This is a genomic window from Bradyrhizobium sp. KBS0727 (genome assembly GCF_005937885.2).
GTDB lineage: Bacteria > Pseudomonadota > Alphaproteobacteria > Rhizobiales > Xanthobacteraceae > Bradyrhizobium.
On record NZ_CP042176.1, the window covers coordinates 4,834,134 to 4,852,172 of the forward strand.

General features: G+C 63.6%; 14 protein-coding genes. 5 read left to right on the forward strand and 9 right to left on the reverse strand.

Annotation, left to right across the window (positions count from 1 at the left end; all coding sequences use genetic code 11):
- Window positions 1-38 precede the first annotated feature (38 nt).
- The gene (locus tag FFI89_RS22810) at window positions 39-1,103 is read left to right on the forward strand and encodes an Ldh family oxidoreductase (RefSeq protein ID WP_138829867.1); all 1,065 of its coding nucleotides are present in this window, start codon (window positions 39-41) and stop codon (window positions 1,101-1,103) included.
- A gap of 216 nt (window positions 1,104-1,319) precedes the next feature.
- Window positions 1,320-2,144 carry a DnaJ domain-containing protein gene (locus FFI89_RS22815; RefSeq protein WP_138829868.1) on the forward strand — a complete coding sequence of 275 codons (825 nt, stop codon included), beginning with the start codon at window positions 1,320-1,322 and terminating at the stop codon, window positions 2,142-2,144.
- Window positions 2,145-2,166: 22 nt separating this feature from the next.
- On the opposite strand, the gene FFI89_RS22820 is transcribed toward FFI89_RS22815, so the two are convergent.
- Window positions 2,167-3,096, reverse strand: a complete 930-nt coding sequence (locus tag FFI89_RS22820; protein WP_138829869.1) for a cytochrome c — start codon at window positions 3,094-3,096, stop codon at window positions 2,167-2,169.
- Between the two features lie 165 nt (window positions 3,097-3,261).
- Between FFI89_RS22820 and FFI89_RS22825 the strand changes: the two genes are divergently transcribed.
- Window positions 3,262-3,681 (forward strand): CHRD domain-containing protein, encoded by a 420-nt coding sequence (locus FFI89_RS22825; RefSeq protein WP_138829870.1) that lies wholly within the window; start codon window positions 3,262-3,264, stop codon window positions 3,679-3,681.
- Between the two features lie 117 nt (window positions 3,682-3,798).
- On the opposite strand, the gene FFI89_RS22830 is transcribed toward FFI89_RS22825, so the two are convergent.
- The 7 genes from FFI89_RS22830 to FFI89_RS22860 form a co-directional block, all read right to left on the reverse strand.
- Window positions 3,799-4,248: a cytochrome c gene (locus tag FFI89_RS22830; protein WP_138829871.1), complete on the reverse strand. Its 450-nt coding sequence runs from the start codon at window positions 4,246-4,248 to the stop codon at window positions 3,799-3,801.
- Between the two features lie 120 nt (window positions 4,249-4,368).
- Window positions 4,369-6,678: a xanthine dehydrogenase family protein molybdopterin-binding subunit gene (locus tag FFI89_RS22835; protein ID WP_138829872.1), complete on the reverse strand. Its 2,310-nt coding sequence runs from the start codon at window positions 6,676-6,678 to the stop codon at window positions 4,369-4,371.
- A 203-nt stretch (window positions 6,679-6,881) separates the two neighbouring features.
- Window positions 6,882-8,432, reverse strand: coding sequence for a murein biosynthesis integral membrane protein MurJ (gene murJ, locus FFI89_RS22840; protein WP_138829873.1), 1,551 nt, complete (start codon window positions 8,430-8,432; stop codon window positions 6,882-6,884).
- Between the two features lie 133 nt (window positions 8,433-8,565).
- Window positions 8,566-9,717: a DegT/DnrJ/EryC1/StrS aminotransferase family protein gene (locus tag FFI89_RS22845; RefSeq protein WP_138829874.1), complete on the reverse strand. Its 1,152-nt coding sequence runs from the start codon at window positions 9,715-9,717 to the stop codon at window positions 8,566-8,568.
- Window positions 9,718-9,748: 31 nt separating this feature from the next.
- Window positions 9,749-10,765 carry a Gfo/Idh/MocA family protein gene (locus FFI89_RS22850; protein ID WP_138829875.1) on the reverse strand — a complete coding sequence of 339 codons (1,017 nt, stop codon included), beginning with the start codon at window positions 10,763-10,765 and terminating at the stop codon, window positions 9,749-9,751.
- Between the two features lie 240 nt (window positions 10,766-11,005).
- Window positions 11,006-12,418: a mannose-1-phosphate guanylyltransferase/mannose-6-phosphate isomerase gene (locus FFI89_RS22855; protein WP_138829876.1), complete on the reverse strand. Its 1,413-nt coding sequence runs from the start codon at window positions 12,416-12,418 to the stop codon at window positions 11,006-11,008.
- Between the two features lie 7 nt (window positions 12,419-12,425).
- Window positions 12,426-13,415 carry an NAD-dependent epimerase gene (locus FFI89_RS22860; protein WP_138829877.1) on the reverse strand — a complete coding sequence of 330 codons (990 nt, stop codon included), beginning with the start codon at window positions 13,413-13,415 and terminating at the stop codon, window positions 12,426-12,428.
- Between the two features lie 202 nt (window positions 13,416-13,617).
- Here FFI89_RS22860 and FFI89_RS22865 point away from each other — a divergent pair, with 202 nt between their 5' ends.
- On the forward strand, window positions 13,618-14,577 hold the full coding sequence (locus FFI89_RS22865; protein ID WP_138829878.1) for a lysylphosphatidylglycerol synthase transmembrane domain-containing protein: 960 nt from the start codon (window positions 13,618-13,620) through the stop codon (window positions 14,575-14,577).
- Window positions 14,578-14,605: 28 nt separating this feature from the next.
- A complete protein-coding gene (locus tag FFI89_RS22870) occupies window positions 14,606-15,616 on the forward strand; it encodes a glycosyltransferase family 4 protein (RefSeq protein WP_138829879.1) in 1,011 nt (336 codons plus the stop codon).
- A gap of 156 nt (window positions 15,617-15,772) precedes the next feature.
- Here FFI89_RS22870 and FFI89_RS22875 read toward each other — a convergent pair whose 3' ends face one another.
- Complete coding sequence (locus FFI89_RS22875; protein ID WP_138829880.1) at window positions 15,773-17,719, reverse strand: SDR family NAD(P)-dependent oxidoreductase; 1,947 nt, start codon at window positions 17,717-17,719, stop codon at window positions 15,773-15,775.
- Window positions 17,720-18,039: the final 320 nt, after the last annotated feature.

The window sequence follows — 18,039 nt, forward strand, 5'->3', positions numbered from 1 at the left end:
GCCGAGCACATTGAACGCCACGGCCACCGGGAGTTCTGATGTCCGAGACCACCGTCACGTTCAGCCGGCTCAAGGCGTTCATTCAGGAAGCGCTGACGAAAGTGGGTCTGCCGGAGCAGGATGCCGCAACTGTCGCCAGCCTGATGGCGGAGGCCGACCTGCAGGGCTCGGACGGCCACGGCGTGACCCGGCTGCCGCAATATGTCAGGCGCATCAAGGCCGGCGGCTTCAACGTCCGGCCGAACATCCACGTCGTGCACGATCACCTCTCTACCGCGGTCTTGAACGGCGACAACGGCATGGGTCATCTGGTGATGAAGCGCGCCGCCGAGATGGCGATCGAGAAAGCGCGCACCACGGGCATCGCCTGGGTCAACTCGCAGTTCTCCAACCACGCCGGCCCCGCCTCGCTCTACGCATCGATGCCGCTCGCCCATGACATGATCGGGCTCTATTTCGCGGTCGGTAACGCCAACCATCTGCCGCCCTGGGGCGGCCTCGACATGCTGCTGTCGACCAACCCGATCGCCGCCGCGATCCCGGCCGGTGACGAGAAGCCCATCGTACTGGACATGGCGACCACCGTTGCCGCCTACGGCAAGGTCAAGACCAAGGCGCTGCGCGGCGTGACCATGCCCGAGGGCTGGATGATCGATCGCGCCGGCAAGCCGCTGACCGATCCGAAGCGCGCCGACGAAGGCATGCTGCTGCCGCTCGGCGGCATGGAGGCCGGTTACAAGGGCTACGGCCTGGCCATGATCATCGGCCTGCTGGCGGGCACGCTCGGCGGTGCCGCGACGGGCAAGGACGTGATCGACTTCAACCATGACGACGACAGCGTCACCAATACCGGCCAGGCGATCGCCGCCATCAACGTGGCCGCCTTCGGCGACCTCGCCGTGTTCAAGAAAAGCGTCGACACGCTGGTGCGCGATATCAGGAACAGCGAGCGCATGCCGGGCGTGGACCGCATCCTGGTGCCGGGCGAGCGCAGTTTTGAGACAAGGGTGACGCGCACGCGTCTCGGGATTCCGGTTGCGCCCGCCTTGATACGTGGACTGGATCAGGTGGCCGACGACCTCGGGATCACAAGGCTGGCGTAGCCCGCGCCGGCGCCATAGCTGGCGCCGGAAATCAACCTGTCCCACAATGGCGCATTGGTCCGGCCGGCGCCAATATGGCGCTATTTTGCCGTATCTCGATCATGCTTTGCCATATCGGGATCATTCTAGCGCCTTGAAAATTTCTATTAGCTTGGGGAGTCGTCGATCGGAAACCCCGGCGGGGGTTCCGAGGGGGAATTAGTCGCGAGTACCACCATGGGGACGCTCTACGATCTGCTCGGAGCTCTTCCGGGCGATGATGCCGACGGGCTGCGGGCTGCGTTTCGCAGGGCCGCCAAGGCCACCCATCCCGATATCCATCCCGACGATCCGGACGCCCCGCTGCGATTCCGGGAGCTGATGCGCGCTTATGACATCCTGATCGATACGGACCAACGCACGACATACGACGAGCTGCTTGCAATTGCGCTGCAACCGCCCGCCGCGGCGAAGTCGACGCGCGTTTATGAGCGCGTGCGCAAATATGCCTCCAATACCATGGCGGCAACGATCATTTCGGGCTTGCTGGTCGCGGGGTACACGTTGTTCGGACATTTTTCGAACCTGCCCGGCGCTGCGGAATTCTTGCCCAACAATACCGCCGGTCAATCGGAACAGACCGCGCTTGCAGCAACATCCGAGGCCAACATCGAATCCGCCCGGCCCGCTCCACCGACGGATGCAGAAGCCGTCAATGCCATGATGGTCACGGCTGCCCTGAACCAAAGCAGTGCGCCGGCAAGCCGCAGCATCGAGGTGGCTCATCGCTTCACGCTGGACAACTTGTGGACCCGGCGCGACCCGGTCCTGGCCGTGACTTACCTCGATCGCGATATCATCCTGTACCGGACACCCAAATTCGATCGTGCGTTCGATACGATGGTTCAGGTCAGGCACGCGGGTGAAGCGGGCCGGCCGAAAATTTCAACGCCGGCGCCGCGCAAGCCGTCCACAGCGACGATACCGGAAGCCAGGATTCCGGAAGTGAGAACTCCCTTGCCGCAGCGACGCACGCCGATGATCGCCGCCCTCACACCGTAACGCCGCTCGGTTGTCGCCTGCCTTAGCTGTCGCTTGTCTTCTTCTTCGGCTTCGGTGGTCCCTCGACCGGCGGCAGTGACGTGAGATATTCCGCGATCGCCGCGCGATCCGCCGCTGACATTTGCGAGGTGTTGCGGATCACGCGCACCATCGATCCTCCGGCAGAGTCGCCGTCGGGCGTTTGCCCGGTTTCGAGGAAGTACTCGATGTCTTTTGCGCTCCAGTCGGCCAGTCCCTTCTGCGTGATGTTGGGTACCCAGCCCTCGCCTTCCGGATTGGGTCCGCCGGCGAAGCGCTGCGCGGCTATGATGCCGCCGAGAAAATTACGCGGGCTGTGGCACTCCGCGCAATGCCCGAGACTATTGACGAGATAGGCGCCGCGATTCCATGACGCCGAATGCGCCGCATCCGGCACAAACGTCTTGCCGTCGGTGAACAACCAATTCCACACCCCGACATTGCGGCGAACGCTGAACGGAAACGGCACGTCATGATCGCGCACCTTGCCGGACACCCGCGCCAGCGTTTTCAGATAGGCGAACAGGTCCCTGACGTCTTCGACCTTCGCATGCTGGTAGGACGGGTAGGGAAAGGCCGGGAAGTAATGCGTCCCCTCAGGCGAGGTACCCTTCAGCACCGCGGTGACGAAGTCGGCCTCGGACCAACGGCCGATGCCGTCGTTCGGATCGGGCGAGATGTTGGGCACGTAGAAGGTCCCGAACGGCGAAGGGATCGCAAGCCCGCCGCCCAGCCTCAGCCGGTCGGGCTGGTTGGGCACCGCATGGCAGGAGGAACATCCACCGGCATTGAACGTTGTGAGGCCGTTGGCGAGGTCAGGCGCACGAGGAGGAAGCGCGCTTGACGCGACGACCGCCGGGATCGTCAACCACCAGAAAATGCCGAGGCTGGCAACACCGGCCAGAACAATACCAAGAAGAACACGTCGCAACATTCACCAATCCGTCATCAGGCACCTCGAAGCGACGGCTAGTATGACCGGAGTTCGCGCCATAAGCTTCCAGGAAATTTCAGGCATTCAACGCCGTTTCGGGAATAAATCCGAACCGGCGTTGTTTTGAGGCTGACACTGTCGTTCGTTGTCAACAGGGAGAACACCATGAACAAGACCATGCTTGCCACGCTTACGCTGGGTGCCGCGATCGCCTTTTCCGGCACCGCCTTCGCCGAGAAAATGAAGGCGACGCTCGACGGCAAGGCCGAAGTGCCGCCGAACGCCAGCACCGGCACCGGCACCGCCGATATCGACTACGATCCGGCCACCAAGAAACTGAGCTGGAAAGTGACCTATTCCGGCCTGTCGGGCCCCGCCACCGCCGCGCATTTCCATGGCCCCGCTGACGTCGGCAAGAATGGCGGCGTCGCGGTTGCGATCCCGAATGCCGGGACGAGCCCGGCCGAGGGCAGCGCCACGCTGACCGACGCGCAGGCGGCCGACCTCGTGGCCGGCAAGTACTATGTCAACGTTCACACCGCGGCCAATCCCGGCGGCGAACTCCGCGGCCAGGTGACGAAGTAACGCCCTGTCGCGATGTAACTAAAAAGGGTGGTCGCCTCGCGGCGTCCACCCTTCGCTATCTGAACGACTTTCCGACTATTTGAATGTTCCGGCCCTGCGACGAATTCTCGCGCCGAGCTATTTCAGCTTGACGCGGTAGGTCTCGTGGCAACCGGTGCACTTTTCCTGGATCGCGTCGAACGCGACCTTCAGGCTGGCAGCGTCCTTGACCGTGCCCTTCACGTCCGCGATCGCCTTGCTGACGGGAGGGACCTTCGAGTCGAAATCAGCCTTGTTCTGCCAGATAGCCTGCTTCGCCCCATAAGTCGCGTTCACCACGTCTTCCTTGGGATTGGTCGCGAACACGGTAGGGATCGTGGGCACGGATTTTTCGAGATCGGCAATGGCGGCATCGACCGCCGCCTGATCGTAGGGAATTTCGCCCTTCACGGTCTTGAGGAGCACGTTGTACATGCTCTTGCCCTGTGCCCTCATCAAATTGTCCTGCTTAACGGCCAGCTCCTGGTCCGCCATGACAGCGCCGACACTGAGCAACAAGGCTCCCGCAATAACAACCGTTCGCATCATCGGCCAATTCTCCATCTCGCAAGCATTTCCAAAAGATGCCCCGAGCGCACTGCTGCGGCCGCGGCGGTCTGGTGTTCGAATCCCGCACGCGAAGCATTATTCCCCGCCTGCGACAAAATATCAGAGATTATGCCGCTTCTGCGCCTCGCGGATCGCGATCCAGACTCGCTCGGCAGTCGCCGGCATGTCGATGTGATCGATCTTGTACTCGCGCCACAGGCCTTCGACGATCGCATTGACCACCGCCGGACAGGAGCCGATCGCGCCCGCCTCGCCGGCGCCCTTGACGCCGAGCGGATTGGTCGTGCACGGCACGTTGTGGGTTTCGAAATGGAATGACGGGCCGTCGGCGGCACGCGGCATCGCGTAGTCCATGAAGGTGCCGGTGACGAGTTGGCCGTCGGCTGCGCTATAGACCGCCTGCTCCATCAAGGCCTGACCGATCCCCTGCATCGCGCCGCCATGGACCTGGCCGGCGAGCAGCAGCGGATTGAGCGTCACGCCGAAATCGTCGACGATGACATAGTTGACGATCTTGATGATGCCGGTGGCGGGATCGATCTCAACCTCGGACAGGTGCGTGCCGTTCGGGTAGGTACCGTCGGCTTGCGCGAAGGTCGCACTCGCATTCAGTTTCGACGGATCGACGCCCGGACGCTTCGCCAGATCGGCGAAGCTGATCGAGCGATCGGTGCCGGCGATCCGAATCCTGCCGTCGCTGACCTCCAGATCGAGCGCGCTGGTCTCCAGCGCTTCGGCCGCGATCTCCTTCAGCTTTTTGCCGAGATCGCGGGTGGCGCGCTCGACGCTGACGCCGCCGGTCGGAATCGAGGCCGAGCCGCCGGTGCCGAGGCCGGTGGCGATACGGTCGGTGTCGCCCTGCAGCACATGGACGCGCTCGGGCGGCAACCCGAACTGCTCGGCAATCAGTTGCGCGTAAGCGGTCTGATGGCCCTGCCCGGTCGACTGGGTGCCAATCAGGACGGTGACGTCGCCATTGGGATCGAGCGCGACATTGGCGGTCTCCTCGCCCATGGTGCCGCACACCTCGACATAGCTCGCGAGCCCGATGCCGCGCACCAGGCCCAGCTTCTTCGCCGCCTTGGCGCGCTTGGGGAACTCCTTCCAGTTGGCGACTTCCATCGCGCGCTTCAGATGCGCGGTGAAATCACCGGAATCGTAGACCTTCCCGGTCGCGGTCTTGTACGGCATCGCCTTCGGCGAGATGAAATTCTTGCGCCGGATCGCATCCGGCGTCATGCCGAGTTTGCGCGCCGCCGCATCGACCAGCCGCTCGATCACGTAAGCAGCTTCCGGACGCCCAGCGCCGCGATAGGCGTCGACCGGCACCGTGTTGGTGAAGACGGTGCGGACGCGGCAATGGAACGCCTGGATATCGTAGAGCCCGGGCAACATGCCGGCGCCGCCATGCGGGATGTAGGGGCCGAAGGTTGACAGATAAGCGCCCATGTCGCCCATCAGATCGACGTCCATGCCCAGGAATTTGCCGTCCTCGGCCAGCGCCATCTTCGCCGTGGTGACGTTGTCGCGTCCCTGCGCGTCGCCCATGAAATGATCGGAGCGATCGGCAGTCCATTTGATGGTCTTGCGCAGCTTGCGCGCGGCGACCGAGATCAGCGCGTATTCGCGATAGGGAAACAGCTTGGTGCCGAAGCCGCCGCCGACATCGGGGCAGATCACCCGCATCTTCTCGAGTGGAATCTTCAGGACCATCCCGCCGATGATTTCGCGCAGCCGGTGGCTGCCCTGGCTTCCGATGGTCAGCGTCAGATGATCGCGCTTGGCGTCGTATTCGGCGACCGCGGCGCGGGTTTCCATGAAATTGGTGACAATGCGCGGATTGACGATCGACACTTCGGCGACCGCATGCGCCTTGGCGAAGGCCGCGTCGGTCGCCTTCTTGTCGCCGATCCCCACGTCGAACAGCACGTTCCCGGGATGGTTGGGCCAGACCTGCGGCGCGCCCGGCTTGACGGCATTGGCAAGGCCGACCACGGCCGGCAGCGGCGTCCACTTGACCTCGATCGCCTCGATCGCGTCACGCGCCTGGTCGATGGTATCGGCGACCACAAACGCAACGGCGTCGCCGACGTGGCGGACCTCGTCCCTGGCAAGGATCGGATAGGGCGGGCCCGTGAACGGATCGACTTCGAGGTTGAACAGGCACGGCAGATCGCCGAGGTCCCTGACGTCGTCTGCGGTCAGGACCGCGCCGACGCCGGGCATGCCACGGGCCTTGCTGACGTTGATGGTGAATTTCGCATGGGCGTGCGGCGAACGCAGCATCAGCGCGTGCATCGCCGGCTGTGGCGCGACATCGTCGGTGTAGCGGCCCTTGCCGCGGATCAACGCGTCGTCTTCCTTGCGGCGCACGCTTTGACCGACGCCGAATTTGATGGGAGCAGCCATCGTATCTCCAATTGCGATTAGAGCGTTTTCAAGTGAGGCGGGTACCGGTTCAGTTCAAGAAAACGCGTCAAAACAAAAGACTAGAGCCCGGTTCTGATTTCGATCGGGCTCCAGAAGCGTTCCATATTGCAGTGGTTCGCGCGCCAGCGCAAACCGCTTTCGGCGGCCGGGCGACCGCCGCGACGCAGCAATTTTCTCTTTGTTTATCGAGACTTAGGCGGCTGACGGTCGCGAAGCAGCGAAAACAGCCAACCCCTGCCGAACAACAGCAGGATGGAAAAGCCATACACAAACGCAGCCGTTGCGATCAGCAGCAGCAACGCGGTCTCGTCGCGGAACGCGCGCATCGGCGCGAAATAGACCGCCGCGAATCGCGCGGTGGCCCACAAACTGGCCGAGAGCACTAGGCCGGCCGCGGCAAATTTGGCCAGCGACTTGATGAAGGCGCGGTCGAACTCGAGATAGCCCGCCCGCACCGAAAAGATCAGCACCAGCAGCAGATTGATCCAGGCACCGACGGCGGTGGCGAGCGCAAGGCCGATCTGGGCTAGCGGCGCCATCAATGCGAATTTCAGCAGCACGTTGACGGCGAGCCCGGTCAGCGAGGCCTTCACCGGCGTTGCGGTGTTCTTGCGCGCATAGAACGCCGACACCGCGCTGCGGATCGTCACGAACGGAATGAGACCGACCGAATAGGCGGCGAGCGTGGCACCCGCGGCCGCGGCATCGGCGCTGGTGAACGCGCCGCGCGCGAACACGGCACGCATGATCACGTCGGGCACGGTCACGAACGCGGCGACGAACGGCACGGTGGCCAGCAGCGTGAATTCAAAGGCGCGGCGCTGCGAAGCCGCGGCGCCTGCGTCGTCGCCTGCGGTAATCCGGCGCGACATTTCCGGCAGCAGCACGGTTCCGACGGCTATTCCGATGACGCCGATCGGCAATTGATAAAGCCGCTCGGCATAGTAGAGCGCCGACAGCGCCCCCGCGGCCAGAAATGTTGCAATGATGGTGTCGGCGAACACCGCCACCTGCGACCCCATCGACCCCAGAGTGGCGGGACCGATGGCGCGAAAGAAGGCGCGGACGTCGTCATCGAGCCGCAGCGACGCAAAGCGCGGCAGCCCGCCATGGCGGGCGAGATCGCCGGCGAGCAGAAAATACTGCAGGAAGCCGGAGACCAGGACACCCCAGGCCGCGGCGTGGCCGGCGGTCGGAAAGAACGCGGCCAGTGCCAGCGCCGCCATCATCGAGATGTTGAGAAAGATCGAGGCCGCCGCGGCGCTGGCGAAGCGATGCATCACGTTGAGCATGCCGCCATAGAGCGTCACCATCGTGATCAGCAGCAGGTAGGGAAAGGTGATGCGCGTCAGTTCGATCGCGAGCCGCCGCTGCTCGGGATCGGCGCTGAAGCCCGGCGCCAGAATGTCGAGCACCTGCGGCATGAACAGCCATGCGACGGCCAGCAGAACCACCTGCGACAGGAACAGCAGCGTGAAGATGCGGTCGGCGAACAGTCGCGCCGAGGCCTCGCCGCCCTTGCCATGGACATGCGCATAGGCCGGGATGAAGGCGGTGTTGAAGGCGCCCTCGGCAAAGATGGCGCGAAAACTGTTCGGCAGCCGCAGCGCGACGAAGAACGCGTCCGCGATCGGGCCGGCGCCGAGGATCGCGGCCAGCATGATCGAGCTCGCAAACCCGGTGAGCCGCGAAAGAAGCGTATAGCCGCCAACGGTGAAGATACGTCCGAGCATGCGCCGCTTCTAGCGCATATTCGGCTCCGATGGCATCAGAACCGAAGCGCTAATCCTTGTTTTGACGCGTTTTCCTGACGCGAACCGGGATCCGCTTCGCTCGAAAACGCTCTGTGGCAAGCCGCGGGCGAAATCAGGCAGAAAGTGCGTCGCGCACCGCCTTGATGACCCGCGCCTGCGTCGGCTCATCGAGATAGGCATGCATCGGCAGGCTGATGACGTCGTCCGACAGGCGCTCGCACGCCGGCAGGCCGCCATCGGCGACCGGAAAATCCCGGTAGGCGGTCTGCTGGTGCAGGGACTTGGTGTAGTAGATCGCGGTCGGAATCCCCTCCGCCTTGAGTGCGGCGGCGAAGCCGTCGCGGTCGGTCCCCTTGGGCAGGCGGATGGTATATTGCGCCCAGACCGAGGTGCAGCCGGCGGCGAGCCGGGGCACGGTCACGACGTTGCCGAGGCCGCGGGCATAGCGCTCCGCGACGGCATTGCGCGCGGCGATCTCATCCTCGAAGATTTTCAGCTTCTCGATCAGCACCGCCGCCTGCATGGTGTCGAGCCGTGCGGTGAGACCGAGGCGGACATTGTCGTATTTGTCCGAGCCCTGGCCGTGGACGCGAATGCTGCGCAACGTGTCGGCAAGTGCGTCATCGTCGGTGAAGATCGCGCCGCCGTCGCCGAAACAGCCGAGCGGCTTGGCCGGGAAGAAGCTGGTCGCGGTCGCGAGGCCGAACGTACCGAGCCGGCGGCCTTTGTAGCTGGCGCCAAAACCTTGCGCGGCGTCATCGAGCACGAACAGGCCTTCGGCCGCGGCGATCGCGCCGATGGCGTCGTGGTCGGCGCTTTGCCCGAACAGGTCGACGGGAATCACCGCCCGCGGCTTCAGCCCGCGCTGTCGCGCCGTGGCAATGCCGCGCGTCAGCGAGGCGGAATCGATGTTGAATGTCGCCTCGTCGACGTCGACGAACACCGGCACCGCCCCGGTCAGCGCCACCGCCTCGCCGGTCGCGCAAAACGTGAACGACGGGCACAGCACGGCGTCGCCGGGGCCGACGTTCCTTGCCATCAGCACCATCAGCAGCGCATCGGTGCCGCTGGCACAGCTGACGACATGCTTGGCGCCGGAGAATTCCGCAAGCGCTGCTTCCAGCGCCGTCACTTCCGGCCCGTTGATGAACTGGCAATGGTTGAGCACGCGGGAAACGGCGTCATCGACGGATTTGCCGAGCCGGCGACGCTGCGCGGCAATGTCGATGAAGTGAACGGGTTCTGGACGCATGTGCTGGTTCATGGAGCCTTGCGGGAATCGGAAAGAGGGTAAATCAGCCGACGATGCGGCGCGGTCCCTTGCGCGCGGCGTTGGCGGCGGGCTTGGGGGGCTGTTCGAGGCAGCGGATGGCGATCGCGAGACTGGCGACGCCTTCGTCGCCGGAAACCGCCGGCACGTCGCCGGTGCGGACCGCACTGAGGAACGCGATCAGTTCGGCGCGCAGCGGTTCGTCGTGGCCGACCGGCAGATGGCGCATCGAATAGCTGCCGTCGGGCTTGAAGCCGAAACACTCCGTCACTTGGCGCGTCAGCAGATCGCCCATCACATATTTGCCGCGGGTCGCAACCGTGACGTTGCGCGCCTTGAACGGCGTCAGCCAGTTGGTGTTGATGTGCGCGAGCACGCCAGATGCGGTGCGGAACTGCAACAGCGCGATGTCCTCGCGCTCGGCGACCGCGCTGGAAAGCTGCGGTTGCACCTCGACGATGTCGGATTCGGTGAACCAGCGGATCAGGTCGATATCATGCACGGCGAGGTCGATGACGACGCCGACATTCGACATCCGCGGCGGAAACGGTCCGACGCGGGTGATGCCGATCGAAAGAATATCCTCGCCCGAGATCGCCTGCTTGATCGCGGCAACCGCCGGATTGAAGCGCTCGACATGACCGACCATCAGCGTCACGCCGGCACTGCGCGCCGCGGAGACGATGTCCTCCCCCTCCTCGACCGTGGAAGCGACCGGCTTCTCGACCAGGATATGGATGTTGCGCGTGATGCAGGCGAGCGCGATCTCGTGGTGAAGATGCGTCGGCGCCGCGATCGTTATCGCATCGACGCCCTCATCGAACAGTTCTTCGAGACTCGCGAATGCGCGGCAGCCGGCAAGTGCGGTGGCGCGCGCGCGGTGTTCCGGCAACGGGTCGACGATGCCGACCAGCGTCACGTCGGGCAGACCTGCCAGCACGCGGGCATGGTTGCTGCCCATGACGCCTGCACCGATCACGCCAACGCGCAAGTCGCGACGCGCATCGGCACGCGCATCAGATGCGGATCCTTTGGAATTCATGTGATCGACCCCAACAATTTCGCCAACTGAACGTTCGCCAAGTCAACACTCAAGTGAACACCTCAAGTGAACACCCCCAAGCGAACACCCCGGCGGTTCTCTAGCACGCCGCCATAATTGTGGCGAATGCGATCAACTGTTTCCGGACACGTTTTGATTCAAAGAGTTACATCGCCCCGACGGGGCCAAAGCCGAAATCCCGCAAAATTACCTGCAAAGAACAAAGAACCGCCCGGCCGTTCAGGTGCGCCGATAGTCATCCTCGATACGGATGATGTCGTCCTCGCCGAAATAGCTTCCGGTCTGCACCTCGATCAGTTCGAGCTGGATCTTGCCGGGATTCTCCAGCCGGTGCACGGCGCCGATCGGGATGTAGATCGATTCGTTCTCGTGCACGGTCTTGACCAGTTCGTTGACGGTGACCTGGGCCGTTCCGCGCACCACGATCCAGTGCTCGGAGCGATGGTGGTGCTTCTGCAGCGACAGCCGCCCGCCCGGCTTGACGATGATACGCTTGACCTGGTGGCGGTCGCCATTGTCGACCGATTGATAGGATCCCCAGGGCCGGTGCACCCGGATGTGATCCTCGGTCACCTGCGGCGCCACGGTCTTCAGCTTCGCGACCAGGCGCTTCAGTCCGTTGGCGTCCTTTTGCCTGGACACCAGCACCGCATCCTGGGTCGCGATCACGACGAGATCGTCGACGCCTTCGAGCGCGACCAGCGCCCGGTCGGTCACCACATTGCAATTGCGGGAATCCTCGAACACCGCCCCGCCCCGCGCCGCGTTGCCTTCATTGTCCTTGTCGGACAACTCCCACACCGCATGCCAGGAGCCGACATCGGACCAGCCGCACGCCACCGGCACCACCGCGGCGCGCGAGGTTTTTTCCATCACCGCATAGTCGATCGAGATCGATTTTGCCGATCCGAACGCGGCCTCGTCGAGCTTGACGAATCCGAGGTCGGTGCCGGCCTTCGCCACCGCATGACCGACCGCCTCGACGCTGTCGGCATCGACCTTGCGATATTCGTCGAGCAGCACGGCGGCGCGGAACATGAAGTTGCCGCTGTTCCAGAGATAACCCGACTTGATGTAGGCCGCGGCCGTTGTCGGATCCGGCTTCTCGACGAATTTAGCCACCGCGCGAACTTGGCCCGAGATCGCGTCGCCGGGGCTGATATAGCCATATTCGGTGGCGGCACGTTCCGGCTCCACGCCGAACGTCACGATATGCCCGGCTTCCGCAGCCGTCAGCCCTTCGCGGCAGGCGGCGAGAAAGGCAGGCACGTCGCGCACCACGTGATCGGCCGCAAGCGCCAGCACGATCGCGTCCTGGTCGCGCGCCTGCGCATAGGCAGCGCCGGCCGCGATCGCGGGTCCGGAGTCGCGGCGCATCGGCTCGAGCAGCACGTCGGCCTCGAGGCCGATCTCGGCGAGCTGTTCGAGCACCATGAAGCGATAGGCATTGTTGGTGATGATGACCGGACGCTCGAACAGTCCGGTGTCGGATACCCGCAGGATGGTGTCCTGGAACGTCGAACGCGCGCCGAACAAGGGCAGGAACTGCTTCGGATGGACTTCGCGCGAGGCCGGCCACAACCGTGTGCCGGCGCCGCCGCACATGATCAGGGGAATAATTCGTCGGTTCATCGGGGTCTCAAATCCTGTAGTGGTCGCGATACCAGGCGACAAATTCGTGAAGCCCGTCCTCGATCGACGTCTGCGGCCGAAAGCCCGTATCGCGCATCAGCTCAGTGACATCGGCGAAGGTCTCGGTGACGTCCCCCGGCTGCATCGGCAACATCTCCCGGACCGCGGCGCGGCCCAGTTCCCGCTCCAGAACCGCTACCACATGGGTCAGCTCTTCCGGATGATTGTTGCCAACATTGTAAACCCGAGCCGGCGCACCGGCGGCCGGGCCGGCGTCGGGCGAAGCCTGGTCGACCAGCCGCATGACCGCACTGGTCACGTCGTCGATATAGGTGAAATCGCGCCGCATTTTACCGTGGTTAAAGAGCTTGATCGGGGTGCCCTCGAGGATTGCCCTGGTAAAGATGAAAATCGCCATATCGGGCCGACCCCACGGCCCGTAGATGGTAAAAAACCGCAAGCCCGTCACCGGCAGCCGATAGAGGTGGCTGTAGGAATGGGCGATCAGTTCGTTGGCCTTTTTCGTCGCGGCATAGAGGCTGATCGGACGATCGGTCTTGTCGTCGACCGAAAACGGCAGCTTGGTATTGGCGCCGTAGACCGACGACGAGGAGGCATAGACCAAGTGGCCGCATCCGTGATGCCGGCAGCCCTCCAGCACGTTGACGAAGCCCTCGAGATTGGCATCGACATAGGCATGCGGATGATCGATCGAATAACGCACCCCGGCCTGCGCCGCGAGATGCACCACCCGCTCGAACCGGTGCCTGGCGAACAGCCGCGCCATCGCGGGGCGATCGGCAAGATCGGTCTGTTCGAACGAAAAACGCCGCTCGCCCCTTAGGAGGTCGAGGCGGGCCGTTTTCAGCGCCGGATCGTAATAATCGTTAAGATTGTCCAGTCCGACCACGGTGCAGCCTTCGGCCAGCAGCCGGCGGGCAACGTGGAAGCCGATGAAACCCGCGGCCCCGGTGACCAATATTGTCTGATCCGACATCATATCCCTAATACGGCACCGGTTGGTCGCTGCAGTTCCGTTCCGGGCCTCTTTACCCGCCGTGTCGAGGGTCCCGCAATACTTACCCGCGCCACTATTGCCAGATTGACCTTAAAACCATACCAAGACGCCGAAGTTCGGCGTACGACGCCGATTTGCAGCCTTTTTGACATCCCTCTCCAACCTGGCAAGCGCGAACGAGATGCGCCGGATTCTGCTTTCGACGGTCAAGATATTGATCTCCGCCGCGCTGCTCTATTTGTCGCTGCGCAAGGTCAATCTGTACGATCTCGCCTCGCGTCTTCATGTGGAGAGCCTGGGCTGGATTGGGCTGGCGATTGCCGTGCTGTTTCTGCAGATCTTCATCGGCGTCTTGCGCTGGCGCGAGATCAGTTCGGAATGCGGCGCACCGATCGAGGTCAGGCAGGGGATGCGCTTCAACCTGATCGGGACCTTCTTCAACCAGACCCTGCCGTCCTCGATCGGCGGCGACGCGGTGCGGCTGTGGCTCGTCGCGCGCGCCGGCGCCGGATGGCGGGCGGCGACTTATTCGATCTTCATCGACCGCGCCATCGGACTGATTGCGCTCGCAATCATCATCGTCGCGAGCCTGCCCTGGAGCTACAATCTGATCACCGATCCAGCCGGACGGTCGGCGCTGCTGCTGGTCGATTTCGTGGCGCTGGCGGCCGGCCTCGGATTTCTGCTGCTCGGCGTGCTGCCGTTTCCGTGGCTGAAGACCTGGTGGGCAACGCATCACATCCACGCCTGTGCCGTGATCGCCAACCGGGTTATCTTCAGCCGGGATCGCGGACCAAAAGTTGCGATCCTCTCGCTGCTCGTTCACGTGCTCGCCGTCGTGATTGCCTGGTGCGTGGTGCAATCGATCGCCGCACCCGTGCTGTTCAGCCAGGTGTTCCAGCTGATGCCGCCGGTGATGCTGATCACGATGCTGCCGATCTCGATTGCCGGCTGGGGCGTTCGCGAGGCCACCATGGGGCTGGCCTTCGGATATGCCGGATTGATGCCCACCGAAGGCGTCAACATGTCGCTGCTGTTCGGCGCGGTATCGTTCCTGGTCGGCATCTTCGGCGGTTTGGTGTGGATTTTCAGCCCCGAAAAGGCCGCCCAAGGCGAAGCACCGATCGAAGTTCCCAAGTGATTTTCAGTGATTTTCCGCGTCGGTTAGAATGATCCGTTCCGAACCATATCTGTCGTTCATCGCCGCAATCCTGGCCGTCGTGCTGTCGTCAGCCGTGACCTGGGCGATCCGGCCGCTGATGCTGCGGCATGCGCTGGCAAAACCCAACGCGCGCTCCTCGCATCGCATCCCGACGCCGCAGGGCGCCGGCATCGCGGTGATCGCGGCAACGCTGATTGTCGCTGGTGCCGTGATGGCGTTCGCCGGCACATCGGCCGTGAAAATCCCCGTCATCGTGTTCGGCGCGACGCTGTTCATCGCGGCCGTGGGCCTTGCCGATGACGTGCATTCGATTCCGGTGCTGCCCCGGCTGCTGCTGCAAGCAGCGTCGGTCGCGGTCATCGTCTTTACCGCGCCCGAGAGCTTGCGGATCATCGACACGCTGCCGCTCTGGTTCGAACGCGGCCTCGTGCTGCTGGCCGGGGTCTGGTTCGTGAACCTCGTCAACTTCATGGATGGACTCGACCTGATGACGGCCGCCGAGGCCGTACCCATCAGCGCCGCCATCGCCCTGCTCGGCTGGCTCGGCGAGGTTCCGGCATCAACGACGATCCTGGCCGCCGCGCTGTGCGGCGCGCTGCTCGGGTTCACGCCGTTCAACCGGCCGGTGGCGAAGATCTTTCTCGGCGACGTCGGCAGCCTGCCGATCGGCCTGCTGCTCGGCTGGTGCCTGCTGCAACTGGCCTGGCACCAGCAACTCGCCGCCTGCCTGCTGCTGCCGCTGTATTACCTGACCGACGCCACCGTGACGCTCGCCCGTCGCATGATCCGGCGCGAGCCGTTCTGGGCAGCGCATCGCTCGCACTACTACCAGCGGGCCACCGACAACGGCTTTACCGTGTGGCAGGTGGTCCGGGAGGTTTTCGCGCTCAACCTCCTGCTGGCGGCGCTCGCGCTCGTATCAACCCGGCTGCAATCCCCTGTTATGGTGATCCTGCTCGTCGCAGCGGGCGGGCTGGCCGTTGCACGGACACTGTATCGATTTTCGCGCCCGAGATAGCTATAGCGTTTTCGAGCGAAGCATGCCCGCGGACGTGATCCGGGGGTCGACGCCGGTTCGCGCAAAGAAAACGCGTCAAAACAAAAGAGTAGAGCCCGGTTCTGATTCGATCAGAACCGAAAAGGCTCGGGCGCCGCACCGGATCTGGAGCCGGGCTCACTGCGCCGCCGAGCACTCCGAGTTTCCCTCGCCCGCAGCCGCTCCGAACTCGGGCACCGCATCCTTCAGCACGGCCTTGATGGTGGCGCGGTCGTTCGTCGCGATCGCCGCTTCGAGTTCCGCGAGCCATTTGCGCAATGTCTGCATCGGCGGCTCGTTCGGTTTGGCCGCCATGATGCCGGCGATCCCGATATCCACGGTCGGCTCTTCGCTTGCGAACAGGATCTCGTTCAGCCGCTCGCCCGGCCGCATTCCGGAGAACACCACCTCGATATCGTGGCCCGGTTCGAGACCCGACAGGCGGATCATCCGCTCGGCAAGGTCCACGATCTTGACCGGCTGCCCCATCTCGAGGACGTAGACCGAGACATCGGGCCGCGTCGGCGCGAGCGCATGCGTGGCGGCCGTAATCACCAGATCGCAGGCTTCGCGGATGGTCATGAAATACCTGACCATGTCCGGATGGGTAACCGTGACCGGGCCGCCGGCCTCGATCTGCGCCTTGAACTTCGGCACCACCGACCCGTTCGAGGCCAGCACATTGCCGAACCGCACCGAGATCAGACGCATCCGCGGCTTGCCGGCCGATTGCGTCACGAGCTCATGATCGAGCGCCTGGCAATACATTTCGGCGAAACGCTTGGTCAGGCCGAGCATCGACACCGGCTCGATCGCCTTGTCGGTCGAGATCATCACCATCGCTTCGGCGCCTGCCGCCAGCGCCGCATCGGCGACATTGACCGATCCGAAGATGTTGGTCTTGACGCCCTCGCTCCAGTCGCGCTCGAGGATCGGCACATGCTTCAGCGCGGCCGCATGGAATACGATGTCCGGCTTGAAATCGCCCATCAGGTGCATGACGCGCTCACGGTCGCGGATATCCGCGATGCGGCCTTCGATGACCGGGCCGGATGTGCGCGCAGCCAGCGCCTCCGTCACCGCATAGAGCGCCGGCTCCGAATTCTCGATCACCAGCAGCCGCGCCGCACTGAAGGTCGCGACGCGTTCGCAAATCTCCGAGCCGATCGAGCCGCCGCCGCCGGTGACGATGACGGCCTTGCCCTTCACCAGCGCCTCGAGCCGCGCATGGTCGATCTTCTCGCTCGGGCGCAGCAACAGATCCTCGACCGCGACATTGGTCAGTCGCGGCGCGTCGCCGCTCTCCAGCGACGGCAGGCGGCTGACGATAAGGCCGAGCCGCCTGGCACGCATCAGCGCCGCTTCGGGATGCGCGTCCGGATCGAACGCCGACGGGGTCAGCACCACGCGCTTGATCGGCTTCTCGCGGCTCGCAAAGTCGCGGGTTACGTTCTCGATGTCGTCGATACCGCCGAGAACCGGAATGTTGCGGATCAACTGGCCGCGGTCCGCCGCCGAGGGCGACAGCACGCCGACCGGCCAGATCCGCTTGATGGCGCCGCTCTCGATGCCGCGCAACACGACTTCCGCGTCGGCCGCGCGGCCGATCAGCAGTGTCCGCGGCGCATCCCCGGCGCGGGCATGATGGCGAGTCCGCGAATAGCGGAAGTAGCGATAAGCGAAGCGCAAGGCGCTCAGCGAAAATATCTCGATGAACCAGTAGAGAACGATGGTAATCCGACCGAAGAAAACGGGCGCGCCAGCTTTTGGGGCGACAAATATTGAAACATAGTCGACCACCAAAAGCGCGAATGTCAAGACTGACGCGACTCTCAGTATATTGAGGGCATCGGGCAGCGAGATGAATCGCCACTTCGTGGTCGTTAAATTGAGGACATAGCAAACCACCACGCTGAAAGCCACAAAATATGGCAACAGGTGCAGCAACATCGGTAACCGGACGAAGAAGCCCTCGCCACCTTCGAAGCGTAGATAAAAGCTCGCAAAGAGCGCAAATGCGGTCGCCAGCGCGTCATGCGCCGCAATGTAAAAATTGCGCAGGGTTAGCTGGTAGAGACGTGTCATTTTTCCTGACCAAGTGCACCCGATTACCGGATTCGCGGAACGCTCCGCATCCGCTGATAGCTCATCCAAAGTTTGCGTGCCAGCGGTCATGGCTAGATGACATGCGGTGGTTCCAGAGGCGTTTTGCCGGCTTTGAAACGCAACGCGATGCGCCCGCAATCGTGCCGCCCAACCGTGGCGAAAATCGAACCGGTGTGAGTTGAACAATGAGCTGAGCACGTTTTGCACGAGTACCAGCAACCCGATCCAAGCGATTGGCCGCTCGCCCCCGGAACAGCAACAGATCGCATAGCCATGTTTGCCTATGGGACGGCGAATGC